Here is a 21,781-nt window from a genome sequence, read left to right as displayed (position 1 = left end):
ATGAAAGCCAGAATATTATCTTATGTTCCTGTTGTGTTTATTGCGTTTATTTTTATTCAATCGCTGTTCTTTAAGTTCACTGGGTCGTATGAAACTCAGTACATTTTTGGCATTTTAAGTACCTGGTCTGGCCTTCATTGGTTTCGAGATTACGGTGCTTACTTGGTCGGTAGTGGCGAACTAGTGGCCAGTGTTTTGTTGTTTAGCCGCTTCCAGTTTTACGGTGCTTTGCTGACGGTAGGTGTGATGTCGGGCGCTATTTTCTTTCACCTGTTTACGCCTCTTGGCATTTATATGCCGGAGTTTAATGAGACTGGCAACATTATTGGCAGTGATGGAGGAACCCTATTTATTTTGGCCTGTTTAGTGTGGCTTGCAGGCAGCTTTTTGGTTATTCGTGAGATAACGTCAAAACACAGTGCGCCTTGCCAAGGGCTGGATGATGATGGTGAACCATTATGCTAACCAATAGCCTGTTAACCAGCCCATTTCGATTGCCTCGTGTGACGCCTTTTGGGCTTGGTGAAACCTTGCTTGAATGGATGACGGGACTGAACCAGTTGGATTCTTTGTATCAACAGCGACCTGAAAACCTCAGCAGTTTTGAATTCATGCGCTACACCTTAGACGCGCTAAAGATTGACTATGATGTGTCGTTAGGCGCGCTTGACACTATTCCTGCCAGTGGCCCGGTTGTGATTGTGGCCAATCACCCATTAGGGGCGATTGAAGGTGTCATCTTGGCTGATTTGATTGGCTCCATTCGAGGCGATGTGAAGGTATTGGCCAACCAGTTGCTAAAGCGTCTGCCTGAGATTAACGATCTGTTTATTGGGGTGGATGTGTTTGGCGGGAAAAACAGCCGAGCGACCAACAGCGCAGCAATTGTAGAGGCGAATCAACATCTTGCTGATGGCGGCTTGCTGGTGGTCTTTCCCGCAGGAGAGGTGTCTAGCTACCCCAAGGGATCGGCTCATTTAGCGGATATTGAATGGCGAAACTCGGTGGCTAAGTTTGTTAAACACAGCCAAGCCACTACCGTCCCCATCTTTATTAATGGTCAAAATAGTCCGTGGTTTTATCGAGCCGGTACGGTTCACCCGCTATTACGAAGTGCCATGCTGGGTCGTGAACTATTAAATAAAAAGGCGACTCGTATCGCTATTTCGATTGGGGCGGCGATTCCTTTTAGTGAAGTTCGTGATTTCTCGTCGGATAAAGACATGGTGAACTATTTTCGCCTTAATACATACCTCATGGGGTCAACTGAGCGAGAGGAGGCAAAAACCTCGAATCAGGCAATGAGCATGCCTATTATCGAAGCCCTTGACGAGCAGCTATTGCAGACAGAAATCGACGCTTTGCCGGCGTCTTATCATCTGCTTGATCAAGGCGATTTTGCCGTGTATTGCGCGTCGTCTCAGCAGATTCCTTACCTGATGCAGGAGATTGGCCGTGTTCGCGAAGCAAACTTTAGGGAAGTAGGAGAAGGCAGCGGCTTGGCTTGTGATCTGGACGATTATGATCTGTATTATCAGCAGCTGTTCGTTTGGCATAAGAGCGACAAGCAACTAGTGGGCGCGTATCGACTTGGGATGGTGGATAAACTGATTGCGGAGAAAGGGCTGGAGGGTTTGTATTCCCGAAGCTTGTTTCATTACGATCAAGCCTTTATCGATACCATGGATGAGAGTATCGAAGTGGGACGCTCTGTGGTCGCCGCGCCTTATCAGAAAAGCTTAAACGCCTTGTTAATGTTGTGGAAAGGGATAGCGACCTTTGTTTATCGCCATCCTAAATACACGCATTTATTTGGCCCAGTGAGCATCAGCAATGATTACAGTTTGGTGGCGCGTCAGTTGATGGCAGAAACCTTGTCTGTGCATTATTACGATGAACAAAAAGCACGACTGGTGTCACCTTCGACGCCCTTATCTAAAAACAGCAGTGCGTTTTGGCAGTCAGGTTTGTTGTCTGCTTTAGCCAGTGTGCAGCTGTTGTCAAAAGTTTTATCTCGTATGGAACAAGGAAAAGGGCTCCCAGTATTGCTGCGCCAATACTTGAAAATGAATGGCAAATTGGTGTGCTTTAATGTGGACCCTGCGTTTCAGAATTGTTTAGACGGTTTGATCGTTGTGAATTTAAAAGAAGTCCCTTTAGCCACACTTTCGAAATACATGGGGAAAGACGAAGCGCTCTGTTATTTACAGAACAGGGTCGAGTAGAAGGGAGCCCATCTGTGGCGCCTATGTAGGAAAAAATGCCGACATTACGGCCATCTGCCTAGCGCTTATGTGACCTGGAAATAGTCATTTTATCGAGTGATAAGCCTAAATAATGACCTGTTAATAGGCGAAAAGGAAATGAGGTTATGGGGTTAATAACACAGTTAGTGGCAAGAGTTGTGACGGGGGCCGCCTTGCCTAAAGAAGCAGAAAATAACGCTAAGCTGGCAGAGCAGGTCCTTCATACTCCAGGCTTGATTGATCATCATAAGGTGAAAGTCGAGGCGGCTGGTGAGTATCAGGGGGAGCTGCATTATGTCTGCAGTGACCCGCGACCAATTGCTCGTCCGACTGTGTTGTTTGTTCATGGAAGTCCTGGGAGTTGGGCGTCTTTTGCCCCCTATTTTTTACAACCGGAACTATTGGACGGTTTTCGGCTGATTGCTATTGATCGGCCAGGCTGGGGCGCGTCTACCGTGACAGGCAAGCGCTTTCCGAGCCAGTTATCTGAGCAAGCCCATTTACTCGGTCCGCTTTTAAACGCTGTTTATGAGCAGAACCAGCAACAGAAAATAGTCCTAGTGGGTCATTCATTTGGGGGTTCTTTGGTGCCTGTCCTAGCTGCGCTTTATCCAGATATTATTCGCAGTGTGTTGATTTTGGCTGGGGATGTTAGTCCTGCTTTGGCGAAGCATCGCTGGTACAACAGTGTGCTAGCGGGTATTCCTCGCTTTTGTATAAAAAAGCATTGGTATCACTCGAATCTGGAAATACTGGATTTATCCATGAGTTTATACAATCAGCAAGAAGCGATGGCAACGCTAGTACACCCAATCAGTATGATGCAGGGAACCGGTGATAAGTTAACGGACCCTAAAAATGTGCATTTTGCTGACACTCTTTTTCAGAAGAGTCGGCTGACAGTGCAATGGCTCCCTGATACTGGGCATATGATAAATTTGTTGTGTGTGGATAAGGTCAAAGCAGCGATTGTTCATGCTTATGAAAGCAGTGATGCATGTTTTCGTCATCACGGTTCATGATTGTCTGTTTAGACATACGTTTTCTGCATAACCCCTAGTCTTAATTTCAATTGCTTCATTCTCTGCGTTTGCAATAATGCTGCTATGCATATGTGTCTAATAACAAAGAGATAGCCATGAACGAGATTTTAACGACCCTTGAACCGCAAGCCATTTGGAAACATTTCCAGACCCTCTGTAATACCCCAAGACCTTCTTATCATGAGGCGGCATTGCGTGAGCACCTTATTGCGTGGGCGCATAATCTTGGCTTAACGACCTATGTGGATCCCGTTGGTAATTTGGTGATTCGTAAAGCGGCGTCGCCAGGAATGGAAGGCGCTGAAACGGTGGTCTTGCAAGGTCACTTAGACATGGTGGCGCAAAAAGACGCCGGCGTTGACCATGATTTCGAGACAGATCCGATCATCACTCGTGTAGTCGATGGTTGGGTGCACGCAACTGGGACAACCCTTGGCGCAGACAATGGCATTGGCGTTGCGGCCGCGTTGGCGGTATTGGAGTCGACTGATTTACAGCATGGTCCTATTGAAGCGCTATTCACCATTGAGGAAGAGACCAGTTTACGAGGTGCATTGCAGCTTGAAGAAGGCATTCTCAAAGGGAAAATCCTTTTAAATCTAGACTCAGAGGACCGTGGCGATGTGTACATTGGTTGCGCGGGCGGCATTGATATCAATGTAGATAAGCACTATGAGGTTTTACCAGCCGAGTGCGGTGCGAAAGCCTTAACCGTCACCATTACAGGGCTGCGAGGCGGTCATTCTGGATTAGACATACACAAAGGACGAGCTAACGCGAACGTCTTACTCGTGCGGTTATTGAATGGGCTTAACGAAATCTGTGATTTTGGCTTGAGTGCATTTCAGGGGGGAACCTTGCGCAATGCAATCTCTCGTGATGCCAGTGCCACTTTCAACTACCATCCGCAAGACAGAGAAGCGATCGAACAGGCTATTCAACGCTTTAAACAAGACACGCAAGCGGAATACGCGAACATTGAAGGCAACCTTGATGTAAGGGTTACGGATGCCGATGTGGACACTCAACTGGCTCCAATGCAACAAACGGCATTGATTAATGCCATCAGCTGCGCGCCACATGGGGTGCATCGCATGAGCGCGGAATTAGAAGGTGTGACGGAAACATCTTGTAACCTTGGGGTGATTAATCTTAAAAATACCTCTGAAGGAGGCAAGTCGTTTGATGCTTGCTTATTAGTGCGTTCTTTAGTGAACTCTGCGGTTGATCACCTTGCTCTTACAGCAAAATCTGCGTTCAGCCTGATCGATGCCAATGTGGTATTGGAAAATGGCTACCCAGGTTGGCGGCCTGACCCTAATGCTGGCTTGTTAAAACATTTTTTAGCAGTACACAAAGACGTCATGGGCCAAGAAGCCAACGTCAAAGTGATTCATGCAGGCCTTGAATGCGGCATAATTGGCGCGAAATACGAGGGTATGGAAATGGTCTCCTTTGGCCCTAATATTCGCGGGGCTCACTCGCCAACCGAAAGAATGGAAATAGACTCAGTCGGAGACTTCTGGCGATTGCTGGTGGCGCTACTGGCCTCAGTTCCTAAAGCGTCTTAACCAAGACAGGCATACTAAAAGCTCAGTAAGGCTAAGGGCTTACAGTAACAATTTACTAAGACAGGCATGCTAGACATTCAGCCGAGACAAACTTGGAGATTTTTCTCGGCTGACGTCTTAACCAAGACAGGCATGCTAAAAGCTCCTACTGGCCTCAGTTCCTAAAGCGTCTTAACCAAGACAGGCATGCTACGTCTTAACCAAGACACGCCTTAACCAAGACAGGCATGCTAAAAGCTCAGTAAGGGTAAGGGCTTACAGTAACATTTTACTAAGACAGGCATGCTAGACATCAGCCGAGACAAACTTGGAGATTTTTCTCGGCTGATGTCACTCATCTTATCTATACTTAATCTGTGTTTTCTCAAGGAAGAGGAGCCTGATTATGGCAATACCTAGAAATCAGCAAGTGTGTTTAGCAGATACCCCTTATTATCATTGCGTTTCTCGCTGTGTTCGCCGGGCTTTTTTATGCGGTGAAGACTCATCCACTGGGGTAAGTTATGAGCATCGCCGTGCTTGGGTGGAAAATCGACTGTTATTTTTAGCCAGCGTATTTTCGATTGATGTCTGCGCCTACGCCGTGATGAGCAACCACCTCCATATCGTTTTGCATATAGCCCCTGAGAAAGTAGATACATGGTCAACCCGTGATGTATTGCAGCGTTGGCATAAACTCCACAAAGGCACGACTTTTACGCAGCAATACGTAAAAGGTGAGTCTTTACCTAGCTATGCTTTGGCCTTAGTGGAAGCCTCTGCAAGCCTTTACAGGCAACGCTTAAGTGATATTAGTTGGTTTATGAAAGAATTAAATGAGCCTATTGCTCGAAGAGCTAATATTGAAGATGACTGCACAGGGCATTTTTGGGAGGGACGCTTTAAATCTCAAGCATTACTAGACGAAGCCGCACTCCTAGCCTGCATGGCGTATGTGGATTTAAACCCTATCAGAGCGAAAATAAGCCAAACACCGGAAGATTCAAGTTTTACCAGCTTAAAGAGGCGCGTGAGTTCGGCAAAAGAAGGGCATCAGCCAAAAGCCTTATTTCCTTTTGTTGGTGCTCCTAAAAAAGCCGTATCTTGCGGTTTACCTTTTAAGCTGACTGACTACTTTGAGTTGCTTGATATGACTGGGCGCATTATCAGAGAAGGCAAGCGAGGTATTATTGATGCCTCTTTGTTGCCAATCTTGCAACGCCTACACATCTCATCTGAAAATTGGTTGTGTATTGCGACAGAGTTTGAAAAAAGAACGGCGAATGTTGTCGGCCAAGAAGATGCAATCGATCACTATTGCGAATCTCACTATAGGCGCCGCAAGCCCAATCAACAAGGCGTGAAACTCCTCGCTTAGCTTTAAACAGCAGCGTCTCGTTTAATATGCTTAATCAGCAATGTGTTGAGGCCAGCTGCCAAGTAAATTTCGATTAGAAGTGCTTTTTCTCAAGAAAAACAACATAGGTCTAAAAAATACGAGCTAAAAAGTTGGATGCTTGTCGATGTTGATCAGCAGTCGTCTCGTTTTAGTTGGTTTTTAAGTATGCCTGTCTTAGATAATACCGCATGATAACAATGAGCAAAGCTGTGGTAACGGTCAGCAAGTTGCGATTCCTGGGGGTTCCATTGAGGGGGCTCAGGCGCTTTACAATAAGGCCATTGAGTTAGGTGCAACGGATGCGGGTGCGCCGGGTCAACGTTTTGATTTCTTTTATGGCTCTTATGTATATGATCTGGATGGCAATAAGCTTTGCTTCTTCCATATGACTTAATGATGAACAAAGAAGCGACGGAAGGGCGATGATAGATCGGCCTTCTTGTTTTGATTGTAAATCGAGACTTATGTCATTGAAATATTTTTGCTTACGATGGTATTCCAATAAAATAAGCGTAAGAAATAGCAATACCCCCTTTATTTAACACACCAAATCAAGGCGTCAAAAATGAAAATAGCGGCCGATTTTAGCCAGCGTGTGGTGGTTCACAGTGAGTCACTTGAATGGGTTGCATCTCCTATGGCAGGTGTTGATAGAAGAGCGTTGGACAGAGTGGGCGATGAAGTCGCACGCGCTACAACCATTGTGCGTTATGCGCCTAACAGTCATTTCTCTCCACATGTTCACACTGGCGGTGAAGAATTCATTGTATTGGATGGTGTTTTTCAAGATGAGCATGGTGATTTTCCTGCAGGCTCTTATATTCGCAATCCGCCGCAATCTAAGCATAGGCCCGGTTCTGAAGAGGGCTGCATTATTTTTGTCAAACTTTGGCAGTTTCAACCGAGTGATAGGACCCATGTACGCCTTCAAACCTACTTTATGGGAAGTGTGCCGCACCCTGATTTCCGTGGGGTGAGTGTGACGCCCTTGTATAAAGACGAATGGGAAGAAGTGAGTTTGCTGCACTTTGAACCAGGTGCTGAAATTTTAATAGATACAAATGACGGCGCGGAAGTGCTGGTGCTTGATGGTTCGATAGACGAGCAAGCGGATACGCTAGTGAAAAACAGCTGGCTACGTACGCCTCTTCAGAGCGCTATAAATGCAAAAGCGGACAAAGAGGGCGCCAAAGTCTGGATAAAAACAGGTCATCTAAGAGACGTTGAAAATCAAATTTCACGAGTACAAAACGCTTAATATCGTATCTGATATTAAGCATGATACTGTGTGTGTCTTCGTTATTTATTAAGAATGATAGCGTGTGTGTCTTTGTTGTATTTTAAGCATGATAGCGTGTGTGTCTTCGTTATTTTCTAGCCTTATATCGTGTGTGTCTTTGTTGTATTTTAAGCATGATAGCGTGTGTGTCTTCGTTATTTTCTAGCCTTATATCGTGTGTGTCTTTGTTGGGCTTGAGGTATGGCTTTTCCTTTTTTAGGAAAGAGGCGCGGTGAGAAAGTGAGAATATGTCATAATAGCCAAATCATTGATTGGTTAGGTGGCATCATGGGTTCACAAGCGCTCACGGTAGAATTGGATGGTAAGTGTTTTGACGCAATGCGAGGCGATAATCTGCTTGAGTCGTTGTTGTCTCAAGGCGCTTATGTGCGTCATGGTTGTCGAGCGGGGGCGTGTGGTGCGTGCCGTCTTTATGATCAAGATAATTGCGAATCTATTTTATCCTGCCAGACGTCACTTTCATCAGGAATGTCGTTAACCACTCAGATCCCTTCTGCGTCTTCTGTCTTTTCTATTGTATCTAAGCGAACGCTTAGCGATGCGGCCGTTGAGCTGACGTTACTGGGGCCAAGTGATGACTCTTTTGGCGATCGTGTGTCTGTGTCTTTTTCGGAGGACGCAGAGCAAGGTTTTTTCGAGTGCATGGCGTTAAACTCGGCCGGAGCGCCTCTGAAAGTCGTGCTGCAAAAAGAAGCTATAACGGCTTTAGCATGGCAGAGTATGCTGTCTTTAGCAGAGGGCGATTCTCTTCAGGTGGCCTTGTCGTCAGGCGTTCGAAAAGGTCGCTTATTGTTTGAAATGGGCATTTCCGGCGAACCTTTGGTCGTGGTGTCCTCTTCGTATAATGGTGTGTTTGAATCTTATTGGCGTGATGCCTTGACGGATTATTCAGTTCAGTATTTAGGTCACTATCTTTTGCCGGCGAACAACGAACCAAGTCTTGGTTTGGACGCTGATGCTTTTGTCTCTTTTCTCAAAGAAGCGCTTGCCAATGCAGACCATGGCGCTTTGAATATTATTTACCATGGCCAACAAATTTCAGCCCAAGAGTGGGCCCTGTCGCTTCGCCCGCTGCGCGTTAGAACCAGCCAGTTGCATTTTGTTCGTTAGTTTTACTAGGCCTTTTGAGTGAGCGATTGTGTTTGGCATTGCGCGGTTACATGGGTCTCGTTCATATTTTTAAATGGATTCTATTAATGAAAATTCTTCATACATCGGATTGGCATCTCGGTCAACATTTCATGGGGAAATCCCGCCGTGATGAGCATAGGGCGTTTATTGATTGGTTATTGGCGCTGGTGGACAGTGAATCGATCAATGCGGTCATTATTGCTGGGGATGTTTTTGACACAGGGTCGCCACCAAGTTATGCGCGTGAAATGTACCATCAATTGGTATTGGACATGAAAGCTCGCCAATGTCAGTTGGTGATTGTTGCGGGTAATCATGACTCGGTGAGTATGCTCAATGAATCAAAAAGCTTGCTGTCTTATTTGGAAACACAAGTCTCGAGTCAGGCCAATCTGGAAGACCTTGATTCCCATGTTATTGCGCTTAACGATAAAGCGGGTGAGGTGTCTGCTTGGGTGTGCGCGGTGCCGTATTTACGCCCTAAAGATGTGATGAAAAGTGTGTCTGGTCAGTCTGAGCAGGATAAGAAGCTTGGCTTGTTGCAGCACATAGGCGACTTTTATCAACAAGTGTATGAGCTTGCGTGTGAGAAAAATAAAGCACTCAAGCGCGCGGTGCCGATTATTGGCACCGGCCATTTAACGGCCATGGGCGGACAAGTTAGTGAGTCGGTGCGTGATCTGTATGTTGGTACTCTCGAAGCCTTGCCTACGTCTGTGTTTCCTCATTTTGATTACCTGGCCCTTGGCCACATTCACCGTGCACAGGCGATTACCAAAGACGGTCGCTTTCGCTACAGCGGTTCACCGATTCCATTGAGCTTTGATGAATTGGGGCGAGAAAAGTCGTTGGTGATCATTGATACGACGCTATTGGGTGAGCAGCCTCAGGTGCAGGATCTCTTTGATGAAAGGCAAGAGGCGATTCGCTGCCATACCATCCCCAGTTTCCAGCCTATGCAGAGCTTAAATGGCAACCTTAAAGACATTTTAAAGCGGATTGAGGCGTTGTCACTGACCGAGCTGAATGCGCAGAACCAGACGCTCTGGTTAGAAGTGACTGTGGTGGCCGATGAGTATTTAAGCGATCTTCATAAGCGTCTGCTAGAAGCCATTGAAGGCAAGCCTATTGAATTGCTTCGCGTGATGAGAAAAAGCGCGGCGGACACAAAAAAGGTGGATTTTGAATCACGCCAAACCTTGTCTGAATTAACGGTCAAAGATGTGTTTGATAAAAGCCTACAAAGCAATGAGGGTATTGATGAGGAAGAGCGCGTGATACTGACCAATTTATTCAATCAGTGTTTGATTGAGATGGAAGACAGTCAGGAGCAGCCAGCATGAAGATTTGTAAGTTGCGACTAAAAAACATCAATTCTTTAAAAGGCGAGTGGGAGATTGATTTTACCAAAACACCGTTTGACGACGCTGGTGTGTTTGCCATTGTCGGGCCAACAGGCTCTGGAAAATCTACCTTGTTGGACGCCATTTGCTTGGCGCTGTACCACGAAACACCACGCCTAAAAGTCTCCCCCAGTCAAAATGAATTAATGACGCGCCATACGGCAGAATGTCTCGCCGAAGTGGAGTTTGAGATAAAAGGAAAAGGTTACCGAGCCTTTTGGGGGCAGCGTCGTGCTCGGGGTAAGAGTGATGGAAAGCTACAGCCAATGACCTGCGAGTTGTGCGAGCGCGATGGCACCATTATTACGACGAAAATTAATGAGAAAATCGATAAGATTGCTGAACTCACCGGATTGGATTTTTCTCGTTTTACCAAATCTATGTTGCTTGCGCAGGGCGGATTTTCGGCGTTTTTGAACGCTTCTGCGAATGACAGAGCAGAATTACTAGAAGAACTCACTGGCACAGAAATCTATGGGCAAGTGTCGCAGTGGGTGTTTGAAAAGCACAAAGCAGAGCGGCAGAAAATTGTTCAGCTAGAAGCGGTCAATGCACAGCGTCAGCTATTGAGTGAAGACGAACTGCAAGCGCTCGTAGAGCAAGAAGCCTCCTACACAGCAGAAGACAAAAGCCTTGCCGATGAACTCAAATTGCATCAGTCCAATCTGGGGTGGCGCCAGACAGAAGCCCACTTGGTTGAGCAATTGGCAACAAGTCAGCAGCGCAGTGCGGAGGCGATAGCAGCGCTGGAGAATTTTAAACCCAATCAAGAGCGATTAGAAAAAGCCAGTGTTGCGAATGCATTGCGACCTCAGTATGAGCGTTTGACAGACATTCAGCGGCGAACAAGCGAGCTTGAGAGCGAACAGGCCGACGTCTCCCAACAGTACTCAGAACAAAACAAAGCGATGCAACAACTCGATGTTCAGGCCGAGGAGGCAAAGCAAGCGTTTGAGCAACAATCGCAAATCTGGGAGGCATTCAACGAAGACATTAGTCGCCGTATTCAGCCTTTGATTTCTCGACGTGAGAGTGTCAATGAGCAGCTGTTAGACACAGACAAGCGACGTCTTACGCTTGAGCAAAAACACGGTGAGAGTGTCCGTGCGTTAACGCAGCAGAAACAGGCACTCAAGGCCAGTCAACTGGCGTGTGAAAGCAATCAGCAGCGCTTGTCTGAATGGCAAGCTCCAGAAACAATTGAGTCCCAGTTATCGAATTGGCAATACCAACAATCTTCTATCCAAACGTATGAGCAGACGTTAGCTCGCCTGAGTGCAGAAGTGTCTAGTGCACAAGCCTCCCTTGATTCTGCATTGAGCACTTATGCCGCCGATAAAGTGCAACTGGAGAAACAGAAAAGCCATACAGGGGAGCTGGAGCAACAGCTGAGCGCGATCATTGAAGCATTCAATACCCTGTCATCTGGACGGGAGCTGAATGAGTGGCAAGAGCATTATCGGCATCTCGAAACGCAGCAGCAAAAAGCCACAGAGCTTGAGCAACGTTATCAGGCGTACCAAGGTAAGTATCAGCAGAGTCAGCAGATGGATGAAGCCATTGCGGACTTAGTGAATAAACGGACACAACAAGAGGAGCGGCTCGTACAGCAACGCCAAGCTTATACAGAAAAGCAGGCGCACTGTTCGGATTTGGCTCGATTAGTGGACGCAGAGCGCCATATTGTCTCGCTAAACGAACTGCGTCAGTCATTGGGTGAGCATGATGCCTGTCCACTGTGTGGTGCCCATGAGCACGATCTTGAGCAGGCTTTGCATCAAGAGGTGAATCTTGAAAACCAAACACGCTTACAGCAATTGCAGTCTGAAGTAGACGACTTGGTGCAAGCGGGGCAAGCGCTGAAAGCCGATCAAAAAGTGGTAGAGCGCGAGCTTGAAATGCGTCAGGAGCAAGGTCTTGCTTTAAAAACAGAGTTGTCGCTTGCAGAAAGTGAGTTGCTAACCATGTTGAATGCGTTGCTCGTGTTTAGTGATTTGGATAGCAAGGCGCCCTTGTCAGTGTTTGACCCGAGTCGCATGTCGTCTTGTGTCTTTGCGATTCAACAAGAATGGACGCGTACTGTTGAACTCAATCAAGCCTTGTCGCAAACACACCAGCAACGAATCACCTTGGAACAGGCGCTGGCTAGTGTGACGACTCAAGGTCAGCAGAAGGCGCAGGATCTTCAGCAGTTGGAGTTTCAAGGTCGTTCATTACGTCAAACCCTTGACGCAAAGCAGCTGGAATATCAAGCCGCCCAGGCGGAAAAAGAGCGCATTGATCAACAGCTGGTTGCGTCTATGGTTGCCGCTGCTGTGCCTGAGCCTTATTTGGCTTCTCCTTTGGCGGAATCGTTATCCGCACTGCAATCTTCATTGCAACAATGGCGAGCGTTGAAAGTGGATCATGATGCGCAATTGAAGCGCATTGAACAGCTTGGTTATGAGATTTCCGTATTAGAAGATCGAGTGAAAGAAAGCGCCGTAGAGGTGAATGACGTCACTCTTAAGGCAAAGGCATTACGCAGCGAGCTGGACAACATGGATGCCGCCTTGTTTGATGCGCTAGCGGGCAAGTCCTTGGCAGAGGTCAGGTCTGGTGAGCAAACCGCATTGGCCAGTAAGCGCGCGGATTATGACTCTGTCTTAAAAACGCGAGAGCGGGTTCAAGAAACATTGACGACGCTGGCGGCTACTTTAAAAGCGCTAGAGAAGTCATTGAGCGCCTTGCATAAAGAGTCGATCTCAGCACACTCTGTGTGGCAGGCGAAGTTAACAGAAAAAGGCTTTAGTGAAGAGCGCGCGTGGCGACAGGCGTGTTTATCGGAGGATGAGGTTAAGGCCTTACAATTGACCTTGGCGACCCTGAAAGACGCTATGGTTCAACAAGCTGCGTTGCACCAGCAATCAGAAGACGCCTTGGTCGTGCATACACAGCAAAAGCCTAGCAATGAATGGGTTGACCGCTATTCTCTTGATGAGCTGATCGCCTTGGTTGAAACACTGGAAGGTCAGCGTCAACAGTTGAATCGCAACTTGGGAGAGGTGTCGCAGAAAATACGTGAAGAGACGCTGCGTAGGCAACAAGCCGCGGCCTCATTGGAAGCGTTAAATAGCTTGCGGGATAAGTTGGTTCATTTGGACCGCTTGAACCATTTGATTGGTTCGGCTGATGGGGCCAAGTTCCGCCGTTTTGCGCAAAGTCTCACCTTGGATCATTTGGTCTATTTAGCCAATCAGCATTTGGCTATTTTGCATCGTCGCTATCAATTAATGCGCCATGAAGAAGCCTTGTCATTGGCGGTGGTAGACACTTGGCAGGCCAACGCTTCTAGAGACACTAAAACCTTGTCCGGTGGTGAATCCTTTTTGGTGAGTCTTGCGCTTGCTTTGGCTTTGTCGGACTTGGTGTCTCATAAGACCAGCATTGATTCGCTGTTTTTAGACGAAGGCTTTGGTACCTTAGATAACGAAACATTAGAGTCTGCTTTGGACGCCTTGGATAATTTACAATCCTCTGGCAAAACCATTGGTATTATTAGTCATATCCAGGCATTAAAAGAGCGAATTCCAGTGCAAATTCGATTAACAAAGCAAGGTGGGTTAGGTGTAAGCCGGCTTTCCTCCGAGTTTGCCGTAGAAGCCACTGCGGGTTAAAAGGTGAGCGTTTTATGGTGCGAAAAGTTTTCCCCAGAAACACGGGAACAACCTTGTAAATAAACCGTAAAACATTATATGAATCAAACGCTTATTAACACGCTCAATATTGTACATAAAGTAGAATGTAAGGCATTATAAGGCGCTACTGGATAAAGTCTGAATTTGCAGAAAAGACTTTGCCACATGCCTTTCTTTAATTAGTAACCTTGATAGAATAAGTGAATTTTAAACGCTACTGATAAAGTGGCGTTCACCCATCACTCATTAAGGGTGTTTGGGCATAACAAAAGGATGGTTTGCATGACAGACTCAAGCTTCCAGTTAAAAGGAAGTGTAGTGACGACGGTACTACTTGAAATTCAGACACTTTCACTGCAAAGCATTGTTGCTCAGTTGAAAGAGAAAATTGATCAAGTGCCGCATTTTTTTAATCAAGCGCCCATTATTATTGATTTGTCGAAAGTAGAACAAGACATTCCATTTGATGAATTTGAATCCTTGGTGGATTCGTTGAATGGGTTGGGGTTAGGGGTGATTGGTTGGCGTTGTGCCCAAGAGAATAAACCTCATTGGTCTGGTGACGTGACGATTCCTTTATTGCCAGCGAGCAAAACGCGTCCGATACATGTGCCTGAGCCCGTTAGTGCGCCATCCAGCCCAGATGTGGTGGTAAAAACGGTCGTTGAAGAGCGTTTGGTGCCACAATCTGCAAAAATCATCACCAAGCCTATTCGCTCTGGACAACAAGTCTATGCGGAAGGGGATTTGATTATTCTTGCGCAAGTCAGTGCGGGGGCCGAGGTGTTGGCCGATGGCAATATTCATGTTTACGGTGCGCTTCGTGGTCGCGCACTTGCGGGTGTGAAAGGCGACTCAGACGCACGAATCTTTTGTAAAAGCATGGAGGCTGAGCTGGTCTCCATTGCTGGAAACTTTATGTTAACCGATGCCTTGCAAAAAATTGTTTGGAAAGAAGCAGCACAAGTGTTATTGGTTGACGATAGCTTAGAAATTATACCGCTGTAACAGCATTAATATTATTAGATATATTTTATGGATAGGCTCTTAGTGGAGTCATCGGGGGATATGGCATTGGCAAAGATCATAGTGGTCACCTCAGGCAAGGGTGGTGTTGGTAAGACAACATCCAGTGCAGCGATAGGGACGGGGATAGCGTTAAAAGGATTTAAAACAGTAATTATCGATTTTGATGTGGGCTTGCGTAATCTAGATTTGATTATGGGTTGCGAGCGACGTGTGGTTTATGACTTTGTTAATGTGATTAATAAAGAAGCCACCTTGTCACAAGCGCTGATTAAAGATAAGCGAACAAAAGATCTTTATATTCTTCCTGCCTCTCAAACCAGAGACAAGGATGCGCTAACCCAAGAAGGGGTGCAAGGTGTTCTTGAAGAGTTGGCGAAAGAGTTTGATTACATTATTTGTGACTCGCCAGCGGGCATCGAGAAAGGCGCGCAAATGGCGTTGTACTTTGCGGATGCCGCGATTGTTGTGACTAACCCTGAAGTGTCGTCGGTTCGAGATTCGGATCGTATTTTGGGCATTTTACAAAGCAAATCACGCCGTGCAGAAGAAGGCAAAGAGCCGATCGAAGAATTCCTGCTGTTGACGCGTTACCACCCTGAGCGTGTGGCATTGGGCGAAATGCTTAGTGTGTCTGACGTGGAAGATATTTTGGCCATTCCTTTGTTGGGGGTGATTCCAGAGTCTGAAGCGGTGCTTAAGGCGTCTAACCAAGGTACGCCAGTTATTTTGGATACAGAATCAGAAGCCGGCTTGGCTTACATGGATGCGGTGGATCGCTTAATGGGCGAAGAGCGTCCTTTGCGTTTTCTGGAAATCCAGAAAAAAGGATTTTTCAAACGATTATTAGGGGGTTAGTGTGGGGATTTTCGATTACTTTAAAAGCAAAGGCGAGCCAAGCTCTGCATCCGTTGCTAAGGATCGCTTGCAGATTATTGTCGCGCACGAGCGTAGCAAGCGTAAGCAACCTGATTACTTGCCTCAAATGCAGCAAGAAATCATTGATGTGATCAGAAAGTACGTCAAAGTAGGCAGTGAGGATGTTCAGATTCAGCTTGAGAACATCGAAGACTGTTCCATTTTAGAAGTGAATGTCACCCTGCCTGATAACTAGATCACCTATTACTCCCTAGTAAAGCGCTTAACTCGACTGTTGGTGCTTTACTGGGGACGTACTTTTTTGCCGTGTAGCCGTTCTGGCGTAATCCTTTTCTTGTTGCTAATCCTTATTGTTTTCATTGATAAAACTGGCCTGATGCTTCATTTTTTATTACATTGGAGTTAACTATTTTGGGGCGAGTTTGCTTGCACCCTACTAAATGCGAAAGGAATAAAATGATGAAATACGTACCACTTGGTCGTACCGGTTTAGAGGTTTCACGAGTGTGTTTGGGAACCATGACATGGGGTACTCAAAATAATCAAGCGGAAGCGGACGAGCAGATTGAGTACGCGCTGGCAAATGGCGTGAACTTTATGGATACCGCAGAGATGTATTCTGTGCCGCCGACGCCTGAGTCCTATGGCAAAACCGAAACCATCATCGGCAACTGGCTGTCACGCAATCCATCGCGTCGAAAAGAAATCATATTGGCCACCAAGATTGCTGGTGCCGGGCTGCATTATATTCGTGATGGCGGGCCTATTACGGGCGCGGCAGTGATTGCGTCGGTCGATGCTTCTTTGCAGCGTCTGCAAACCGATTACATTGATTTGTACCAATTGCATTGGCCGAATCGTACTTCCCCACATTTTGCAAAACACTTTCCTGGTCATATTCGCTTTAGCGATGTGGACAGAGATGAGCATTCGGCGCAAATGCTGGATATTCTAAAAGGCATTGATACTTGTATTAAGGCCGGTAAGATTCGTCATTTTGGTTTGTCGGATGACACCACTTGGGGTATCAACGAATTTTTGCGTTTGAGTGAAAAGCATGATTTGCCGCGTGTGGCGTCTATTCAGAACGAGTTCAGTTTGTTGCATGCGAAAGATTGGCCTTATTTGATTGAAAACTGTGTCCATGAAGACATTGCTTATTTGCCTTGGTCTGCTTTAGCCGCGGGTGCATTAACGGGCAAATACATTGGTGGAGCTCGCCCTGAAGGCAGCCGTTGGGCATACGCTCAGCGTCACGGTCTATTCAGAGACACGCCTCTGGTAGAAGAGGCGGTCAAAGGGTACATGGCGGTGGCGGAAAAGCACAATCTAACGCCAGCTCAGCTTGCGTTGGCTTGGTGTAATCAAGTAGATGGCGTGACGGCGACTATTATTGGTGCCACGTCACTGGCGCAGCTGAAAGAAGACATGGCGGCATTTGATATGGCGTTATCTGAAGATGTTCTTAAAGATGTAATGGAAGTGTTTAAAGCGTACCCAGTGCCATTCTAAGGGGCTTGTTGGTTTAGACTGAATGAGCAGGCGCTAGTCTGTTGCGATAAGCTCAAGAGGCTAATAGACGTCTCAGTGAAGTGTTCTCAATTAAGAGAGGCTTTTCTGGGGCGTTTTTTTTTGCTCGTAAAATATGTTTCGAAAGAAGGCGCACTTTATGGGGCGCAGCCTCTTGAAAGAGATTGCGTGCCTTGAAAGAGATTGCCTGCCTTGAAAGGGCTTGTGTGTCTGGAAAGGGATTGTGTAAGAACAGATTGGTGTCGCAGAGTCGAAAAAGCGTCGAGATCTGTTCTGCCAGGCTTTATTTAGCGCATAAAAAACCCGATGCATAAACTGCATCGGGTTTTTTTAAGACGGTAATAATGGATTATTACTTGTCTTTTTTCTCTTGTTCTTTTTTCTCTTTCACAGCGGCGATTACTGTTTCAGCAACGTTAGAAGGACATGGTAGGTAGTGAGAGAACTCCATAGAGAACTGACCACGACCCGATGTCATTGTACGTAGGCTACTGATGTAACCAAACATTTCAGAAAGAGGAACGTCTGCTTTAATGCGAACGCCAGTCAAGCCTTTCTCTTGGTCTTTGATCATGCCGCGACGACGGTTAAGGTCACCGATTACATCACCAACGTGATCATCAGGAGTGAACACATCCACTTTCATGATTGGTTCGATCAACTGAGGGCCAGCTTTAGGGATAGACTGACGGAAAGCGCCTTTAGCAGCGATTTCAAAGGCGATAGCAGAGGAGTCAACTGCGTGGAAACCACCGTCGTACAACTCAACTTCAACGTCTAGTACTGGGAAGCCAGCTAGAACACCTTCGTCCATCATAGACTTGAAGCCTTTCTCTACTGCTGGGAAGAATTCTTTCGGTACGTTACCGCCCACAACAGAAGAAGAGAAAGTGAAGCCAGAACCAATCTCGCCTGGTTTGATGCGGTAATCGATCTTACCGAACTGACCAGAACCACCAGATTGTTTCTTGTGCGTGTAAGTATCTTCAACCGCTTTAGTGATTGTTTCGCGGTAAGCAACCTGAGGTTGACCAACGATCAAATCTACGCCGTAAGTACGTTTCAAGATATCTACTTTAATGTCTAGGTGAAGTTCACCCATACCGCGAAGAATGGTTTCACCTGAATCGATGTCAGTTTCAACACGGAATGTTGGATCTTCTGCAACCATTTTACCAATCGCAATACCCATTTTCTCGTTACCGCCTTTGTCTTTCGGAGTAACAGAGATAGAGATTACTGGCTCAGGGAAAACCATGGCTTCAAGCGTACAAGGGTGTTTAGGATCACATAGAGTGTGACCAGTTTGTACGTTCTTCATACCTACGATTGCTAGGATATCACCTGCTTGTGCAGAGCTGATTTCTTTACGGTCGTCGGCTTGCATTTCAACCATGCGGCCTACACGTTCTGTTTTGCCTGTGAAGCTGTTTAGAATCGTGTCGCCTTTGTTGATCTTACCAGAGTATACGCGTACGAATGTTAGTGCGCCGAAACGGTCATCCATGATTTTGAATGCAAGTGCGCGGAAAGGTTCGTCAGCCGATACAATGGCTTTTTCGCCGTTTGGATTACCTTCTTCGTCCGTAAGATCTTGTGGGATAACATCTGTTGGGCTTGGTAGGTAATCAACAACAGCATCAAGAAGAAGCTGCATGCCTTTGTTTTTGAAGGCAGAACCACAGTACGTTGGGAAGAACGCAAGGTCACGAGTACCTTTACGGATACAACGTTTGATGTCGTCAATAGAAGGTTCTTCACCATCCATGTAAGTCATCATTAGTTCGTCGTCTTGCTCAACCGCTGTTTCGATCAACATTTCGCGGTATTCTTCAACTTGATCAACCATGTCAGCAGGAACGTCTTCGACGCTGTAGTTTTCTGGCTGGCCAGAATCATCCCAAACGTAAGCTTTGCGGCTTAGTAGGTCAACAACACCAACGAACTCGTCTTCAGTACCGATTGGAAGCACCATGATAAGTGGTGTTGCGCCCAATACTTTTTTAACTTGGTCTGTAACGCGGTAGAAGCTAGCGCCTAGACGGTCTAGTTTGTTAACGAAAATGATACGTGCTACTTCAGATTCGTTAGCGTAACGCCAGTTAGTTTCTGATTGTGGCTCAACACCACCAGAACCACAGAATACACCAACACCACCGTCAAGTACTTTCAAAGAACGGTAAACTTCTACAGTGAAGTCAACGTGTCCAGGTGTGTCGATAACGTTGAAACGGTGGTCTTTCCAGAAACAACTTACAGCAGCGGACTGGATGGTAATTCCGCGCTCAGCTTCTTGTTCCATGAAGTCAGTTGTAGATTCGCCTTCATGTACTTCACCGATTTTGTGGATCATACCGGTTAGTTTAAGAATACGTTCTGTAGTAGTAGTTTTACCCGCGTCAACGTGAGCAAAAATACCGATGTTTCTGTATTTTGATAAGTCAGCCATTAGATTACTCTAAATAAGTTAGGGACGAAATTTGCGCGTTAGTATACAAGACTTTTTTCAATTTGTAGTCAGGTATTTCGCGGTATTCTATTATATTTTATATACTTAAAGAAAGGGGGCTCTGAAAAGCATTTCAGAACCCCCTTTTTTTCTTTGAAATTATTCATTACAAAGTGTGTATTTTGCCTAGTCTCTGCGTAGCCTGTCCGATATTGCAATCGGATTAGGAAAATTCAGAATCACCACGTACGTCGATAAGGCGAAGCTGAGTATAGCGGTTGCCTGGATCACATGCGAAGCTTCTGTGCCAATTAATCCGATATTTGCAGCTAAATATGCAATTAAGAGTGAAAACTCGCTGACTTGGCCTAGGCGAAAGCCAACTTCCCATGATGTGCTGGCATCTTCATTGATGCCTTTTAATAAAAAGCGGAAAACCACCGGTTTGATCAGCATGGCGCCAATGGCCAAGATGAGGGCAGGCACAATCACCACGCCCAGTAGGCTTAGATTGAAGCTGGCGCCAATACTGAAAAAGAACAAAATAAGGAAAAAGTCTCGCAAAGGCCGTAAATGCGTCGCTATGTATTGTGAGATAGGGCTGGTTGCCAAGGCAACGCCGGCGATAAACGCGCCCATCTCAGCAGACAAGCCGGAGTATTCTGCGGCCACGGCCATGGATAAACACCAGCCAATGGAGACCAGAAAAATGTATTCGTGGAAACGATCAAAGCGGGTGATTAATTTTAGCAATATGTATTTTACAAACAGGAAGGCCGCCCCAATGAGCAGAGGAAGGGCGATGAGTGGCTTGATGTATTGCATTACGCCAGCGTCGCCGTTCCCTGATGCGCTGTAAAGAACAAGCAGCACGCCAATGGCAATAATGTCTTGCAGTAATAGCAAGCCAACCACGAGCTCCCCTGTGTGTTTATGGTGCAGGACGGTGGTTGGTAATAGCTTAATGCAGACAATGGTGCTGGAAAACATCATGGCGATGCCGATGATCAAGCTTTCAATTTCAGTATAGCCAAACGCTAAAGCGATCAGATAGCCGAGCACGGCAAAGACGACAGAGCTCAGTAAGGCAATCCATGAGGCTTTTTTGAGCATATTGATAAGGTGGCTTGGTTGCATGTCCAGACCAAGTAGAAAAAGCAGGAAGATGATGCCTACATGGCTCATGTCATCCATGAGTTTTGGTTCGTTAATGAGTGACAGGGCAGAGGGGCCAAACAGCACGCCAAGTGCTATGTAGGCGATGATCATGGGTTGTTTGGTGTACAGAGCAATCGATGCAACGACAGCCGCTCCACCAAAAATTAAGAAAAAGGAGTGTACTATCGAGGCATCCATTTAACGTCCTATTAGCTCCAAGAGCTTGTGCTGCTCTTCTTCTTGCGGGAAAGTGGAATCAGAAGGCCAATGATTAGGCCGCCTAAAAGTGTGCCTGCGCCAATCGCAAACCATTTTTGCTGGGTGGTGCTTTGCTGTTGGTCAGCCGCTTGTTCCGCTGTCGCTAATTGTTTTTTTAAAGACTCAAGCTGATAGCTGACGTCGTTATTCTGAGAGACGATGCTTTGTGCTTTTTCAGCCAGAGCTTTGTTTTGTTGGATTTGTTTAATGAGCTGTGTTTTGTCGCTCTCTAAAGACGTCACCTTGTTGTTTAAGTCGGTGATTTCTTTTTTGCTGTCTTGAAGCTCACTGTTTACCTTTTGTTTGCTTTCGGACAGTGCAGAGAGTTTTGACTGCAAGCTAATGACTTGATCCCTTGTGACTGCGTCGTCACTTAAGAAGTAATCCGCAATCCAGCCTTCATTACCACTGGGGGTTTTTACCTTGGTATAGCCATTTTCTTGTTCTAACACTTCTAGAGGTGTGCCGCTTTTGATGCCTCGTTCAACGGCGCGAGTGTTGTTGTTTTGACCTTCCCTAATCGCAACAAATTGGATGTCTGATACGTAGGCAGTCGTCGCTTGTGCAACGCCTGAGAGCAATAGTCCTGCAAGAATGCAGGTTATGTTTTTTTTCGACACGTTAAGATCCTTTAACAATCAATCACTTTTCAAATCATACGATAATCAGGGCAGCCAAAATACGCAATAGAAAAAGGCCCTTAAAAGGGCCTTTTGTCGGAATGTTGACAAG

Annotated in this window: 16 protein-coding genes; 13 read left to right on the top strand and 3 right to left on the bottom strand. The window is 46.3% G+C overall.

Going from position 1 to position 21,781, the window contains the following annotated elements; translation table 11 throughout:
* The 13 genes from E0D71_RS12660 to E0D71_RS12595 all read left to right on the top strand — a co-directional run bounded on the left by E0D71_RS12660 (nt 1) and on the right by E0D71_RS12595 (nt 17,166).
* Nucleotides 1–465 (top strand): hypothetical protein, encoded by a 465-nt coding sequence (locus E0D71_RS12660; RefSeq protein WP_133003683.1) that lies wholly within the window; start codon nt 1–3, stop codon nt 463–465.
* Entirely contained in the window at nt 459–2,225 is a 1,767-nt protein-coding gene (locus tag E0D71_RS12655) for a GNAT family N-acyltransferase (protein ID WP_207923397.1), read from the top strand. The genes E0D71_RS12660 and E0D71_RS12655 overlap by 7 nt, the downstream gene beginning before the upstream one ends.
* 146 nt (nt 2,226–2,371) lie before the next feature.
* On the top strand, nt 2,372–3,268 hold the full coding sequence (locus tag E0D71_RS12650) for an alpha/beta fold hydrolase (RefSeq protein WP_133003682.1): 897 nt from the start codon (nt 2,372–2,374) through the stop codon (nt 3,266–3,268).
* Nucleotides 3,269–3,384: 116 nt separating this feature from the next.
* Entirely contained in the window at nt 3,385–4,860 is a 1,476-nt protein-coding gene (locus E0D71_RS12645) for an aminoacyl-histidine dipeptidase (RefSeq protein WP_133003681.1), read from the top strand.
* 385 nt (nt 4,861–5,245) lie between these two features.
* The gene (locus E0D71_RS12640) at nt 5,246–6,217 is read left to right on the top strand and encodes a transposase (protein WP_133003680.1); all 972 of its coding nucleotides are present in this window, start codon (nt 5,246–5,248) and stop codon (nt 6,215–6,217) included.
* Between the two features lie 586 nt (nt 6,218–6,803).
* Nucleotides 6,804–7,496, top strand: a complete 693-nt coding sequence (locus tag E0D71_RS12630; RefSeq protein WP_133003679.1) for a cupin domain-containing protein — start codon at nt 6,804–6,806, stop codon at nt 7,494–7,496.
* A gap of 261 nt (nt 7,497–7,757) precedes the next feature.
* Nucleotides 7,758–8,648 (top strand): 2Fe-2S iron-sulfur cluster binding domain-containing protein, encoded by an 891-nt coding sequence (locus E0D71_RS12625; protein ID WP_165942997.1) that lies wholly within the window; start codon nt 7,758–7,760, stop codon nt 8,646–8,648.
* Between the two features lie 86 nt (nt 8,649–8,734).
* On the top strand, nt 8,735–10,012 hold the full coding sequence (gene sbcD / locus E0D71_RS12620; RefSeq protein WP_133003677.1) for an exonuclease subunit SbcD: 1,278 nt from the start codon (nt 8,735–8,737) through the stop codon (nt 10,010–10,012).
* Nucleotides 10,009–13,728, top strand: a complete 3,720-nt coding sequence (locus E0D71_RS12615) for an SbcC/MukB-like Walker B domain-containing protein (RefSeq protein ID WP_133003676.1) — start codon at nt 10,009–10,011, stop codon at nt 13,726–13,728. Before sbcD ends, E0D71_RS12615 begins: the two co-directional genes overlap by 4 nt.
* 303 nt (nt 13,729–14,031) lie before the next feature.
* Complete coding sequence (gene minC, locus E0D71_RS12610) at nt 14,032–14,757, top strand: septum site-determining protein MinC (RefSeq protein ID WP_133003675.1); 726 nt, start codon at nt 14,032–14,034, stop codon at nt 14,755–14,757.
* A 66-nt stretch (nt 14,758–14,823) separates the two neighbouring features.
* On the top strand, nt 14,824–15,633 hold the full coding sequence (gene minD, locus E0D71_RS12605) for a septum site-determining protein MinD (RefSeq protein ID WP_133003877.1): 810 nt from the start codon (nt 14,824–14,826) through the stop codon (nt 15,631–15,633).
* Between the two features lies 1 nt (nt 15,634).
* Nucleotides 15,635–15,889 carry a cell division topological specificity factor MinE gene (gene minE / locus E0D71_RS12600; RefSeq protein WP_133003674.1) on the top strand — a complete coding sequence of 85 codons (255 nt, stop codon included), beginning with the start codon at nt 15,635–15,637 and terminating at the stop codon, nt 15,887–15,889.
* Nucleotides 15,890–16,113: 224 nt separating this feature from the next.
* Nucleotides 16,114–17,166 (top strand): aldo/keto reductase, encoded by a 1,053-nt coding sequence (locus E0D71_RS12595; RefSeq protein ID WP_133003876.1) that lies wholly within the window; start codon nt 16,114–16,116, stop codon nt 17,164–17,166.
* A gap of 370 nt (nt 17,167–17,536) precedes the next feature.
* Here the strand turns inward: E0D71_RS12595 and fusA are convergent, their stop codons facing one another.
* From fusA to E0D71_RS12580, 3 genes are all read right to left on the bottom strand, one after another.
* Entirely contained in the window at nt 17,537–19,633 is a 2,097-nt protein-coding gene (fusA, locus tag E0D71_RS12590) for an elongation factor G (RefSeq protein ID WP_133003673.1), read from the bottom strand.
* Between the two features lie 186 nt (nt 19,634–19,819).
* A complete protein-coding gene (locus E0D71_RS12585) occupies nt 19,820–20,989 on the bottom strand; it encodes a cation:proton antiporter (protein WP_133003672.1) in 1,170 nt (389 codons plus the stop codon).
* An 11-nt stretch (nt 20,990–21,000) separates the two neighbouring features.
* The gene (locus E0D71_RS12580; protein WP_133003671.1) at nt 21,001–21,669 is read right to left on the bottom strand and encodes a TIGR04211 family SH3 domain-containing protein; all 669 of its coding nucleotides are present in this window, start codon (nt 21,667–21,669) and stop codon (nt 21,001–21,003) included.
* Nucleotides 21,670–21,781: the final 112 nt, after the last annotated feature.

Source organism: Marinomonas sp. KMM3893 (assembly GCF_004352855.1).
In the GTDB taxonomy this organism is placed as follows: Bacteria; Pseudomonadota; Gammaproteobacteria; order Pseudomonadales; family Marinomonadaceae; genus Marinomonas; species Marinomonas arenicola.
The sequence above is the reverse complement of the archived record's forward strand: the minus strand, read 5'-3'. Positions and strand labels throughout refer to the sequence as shown.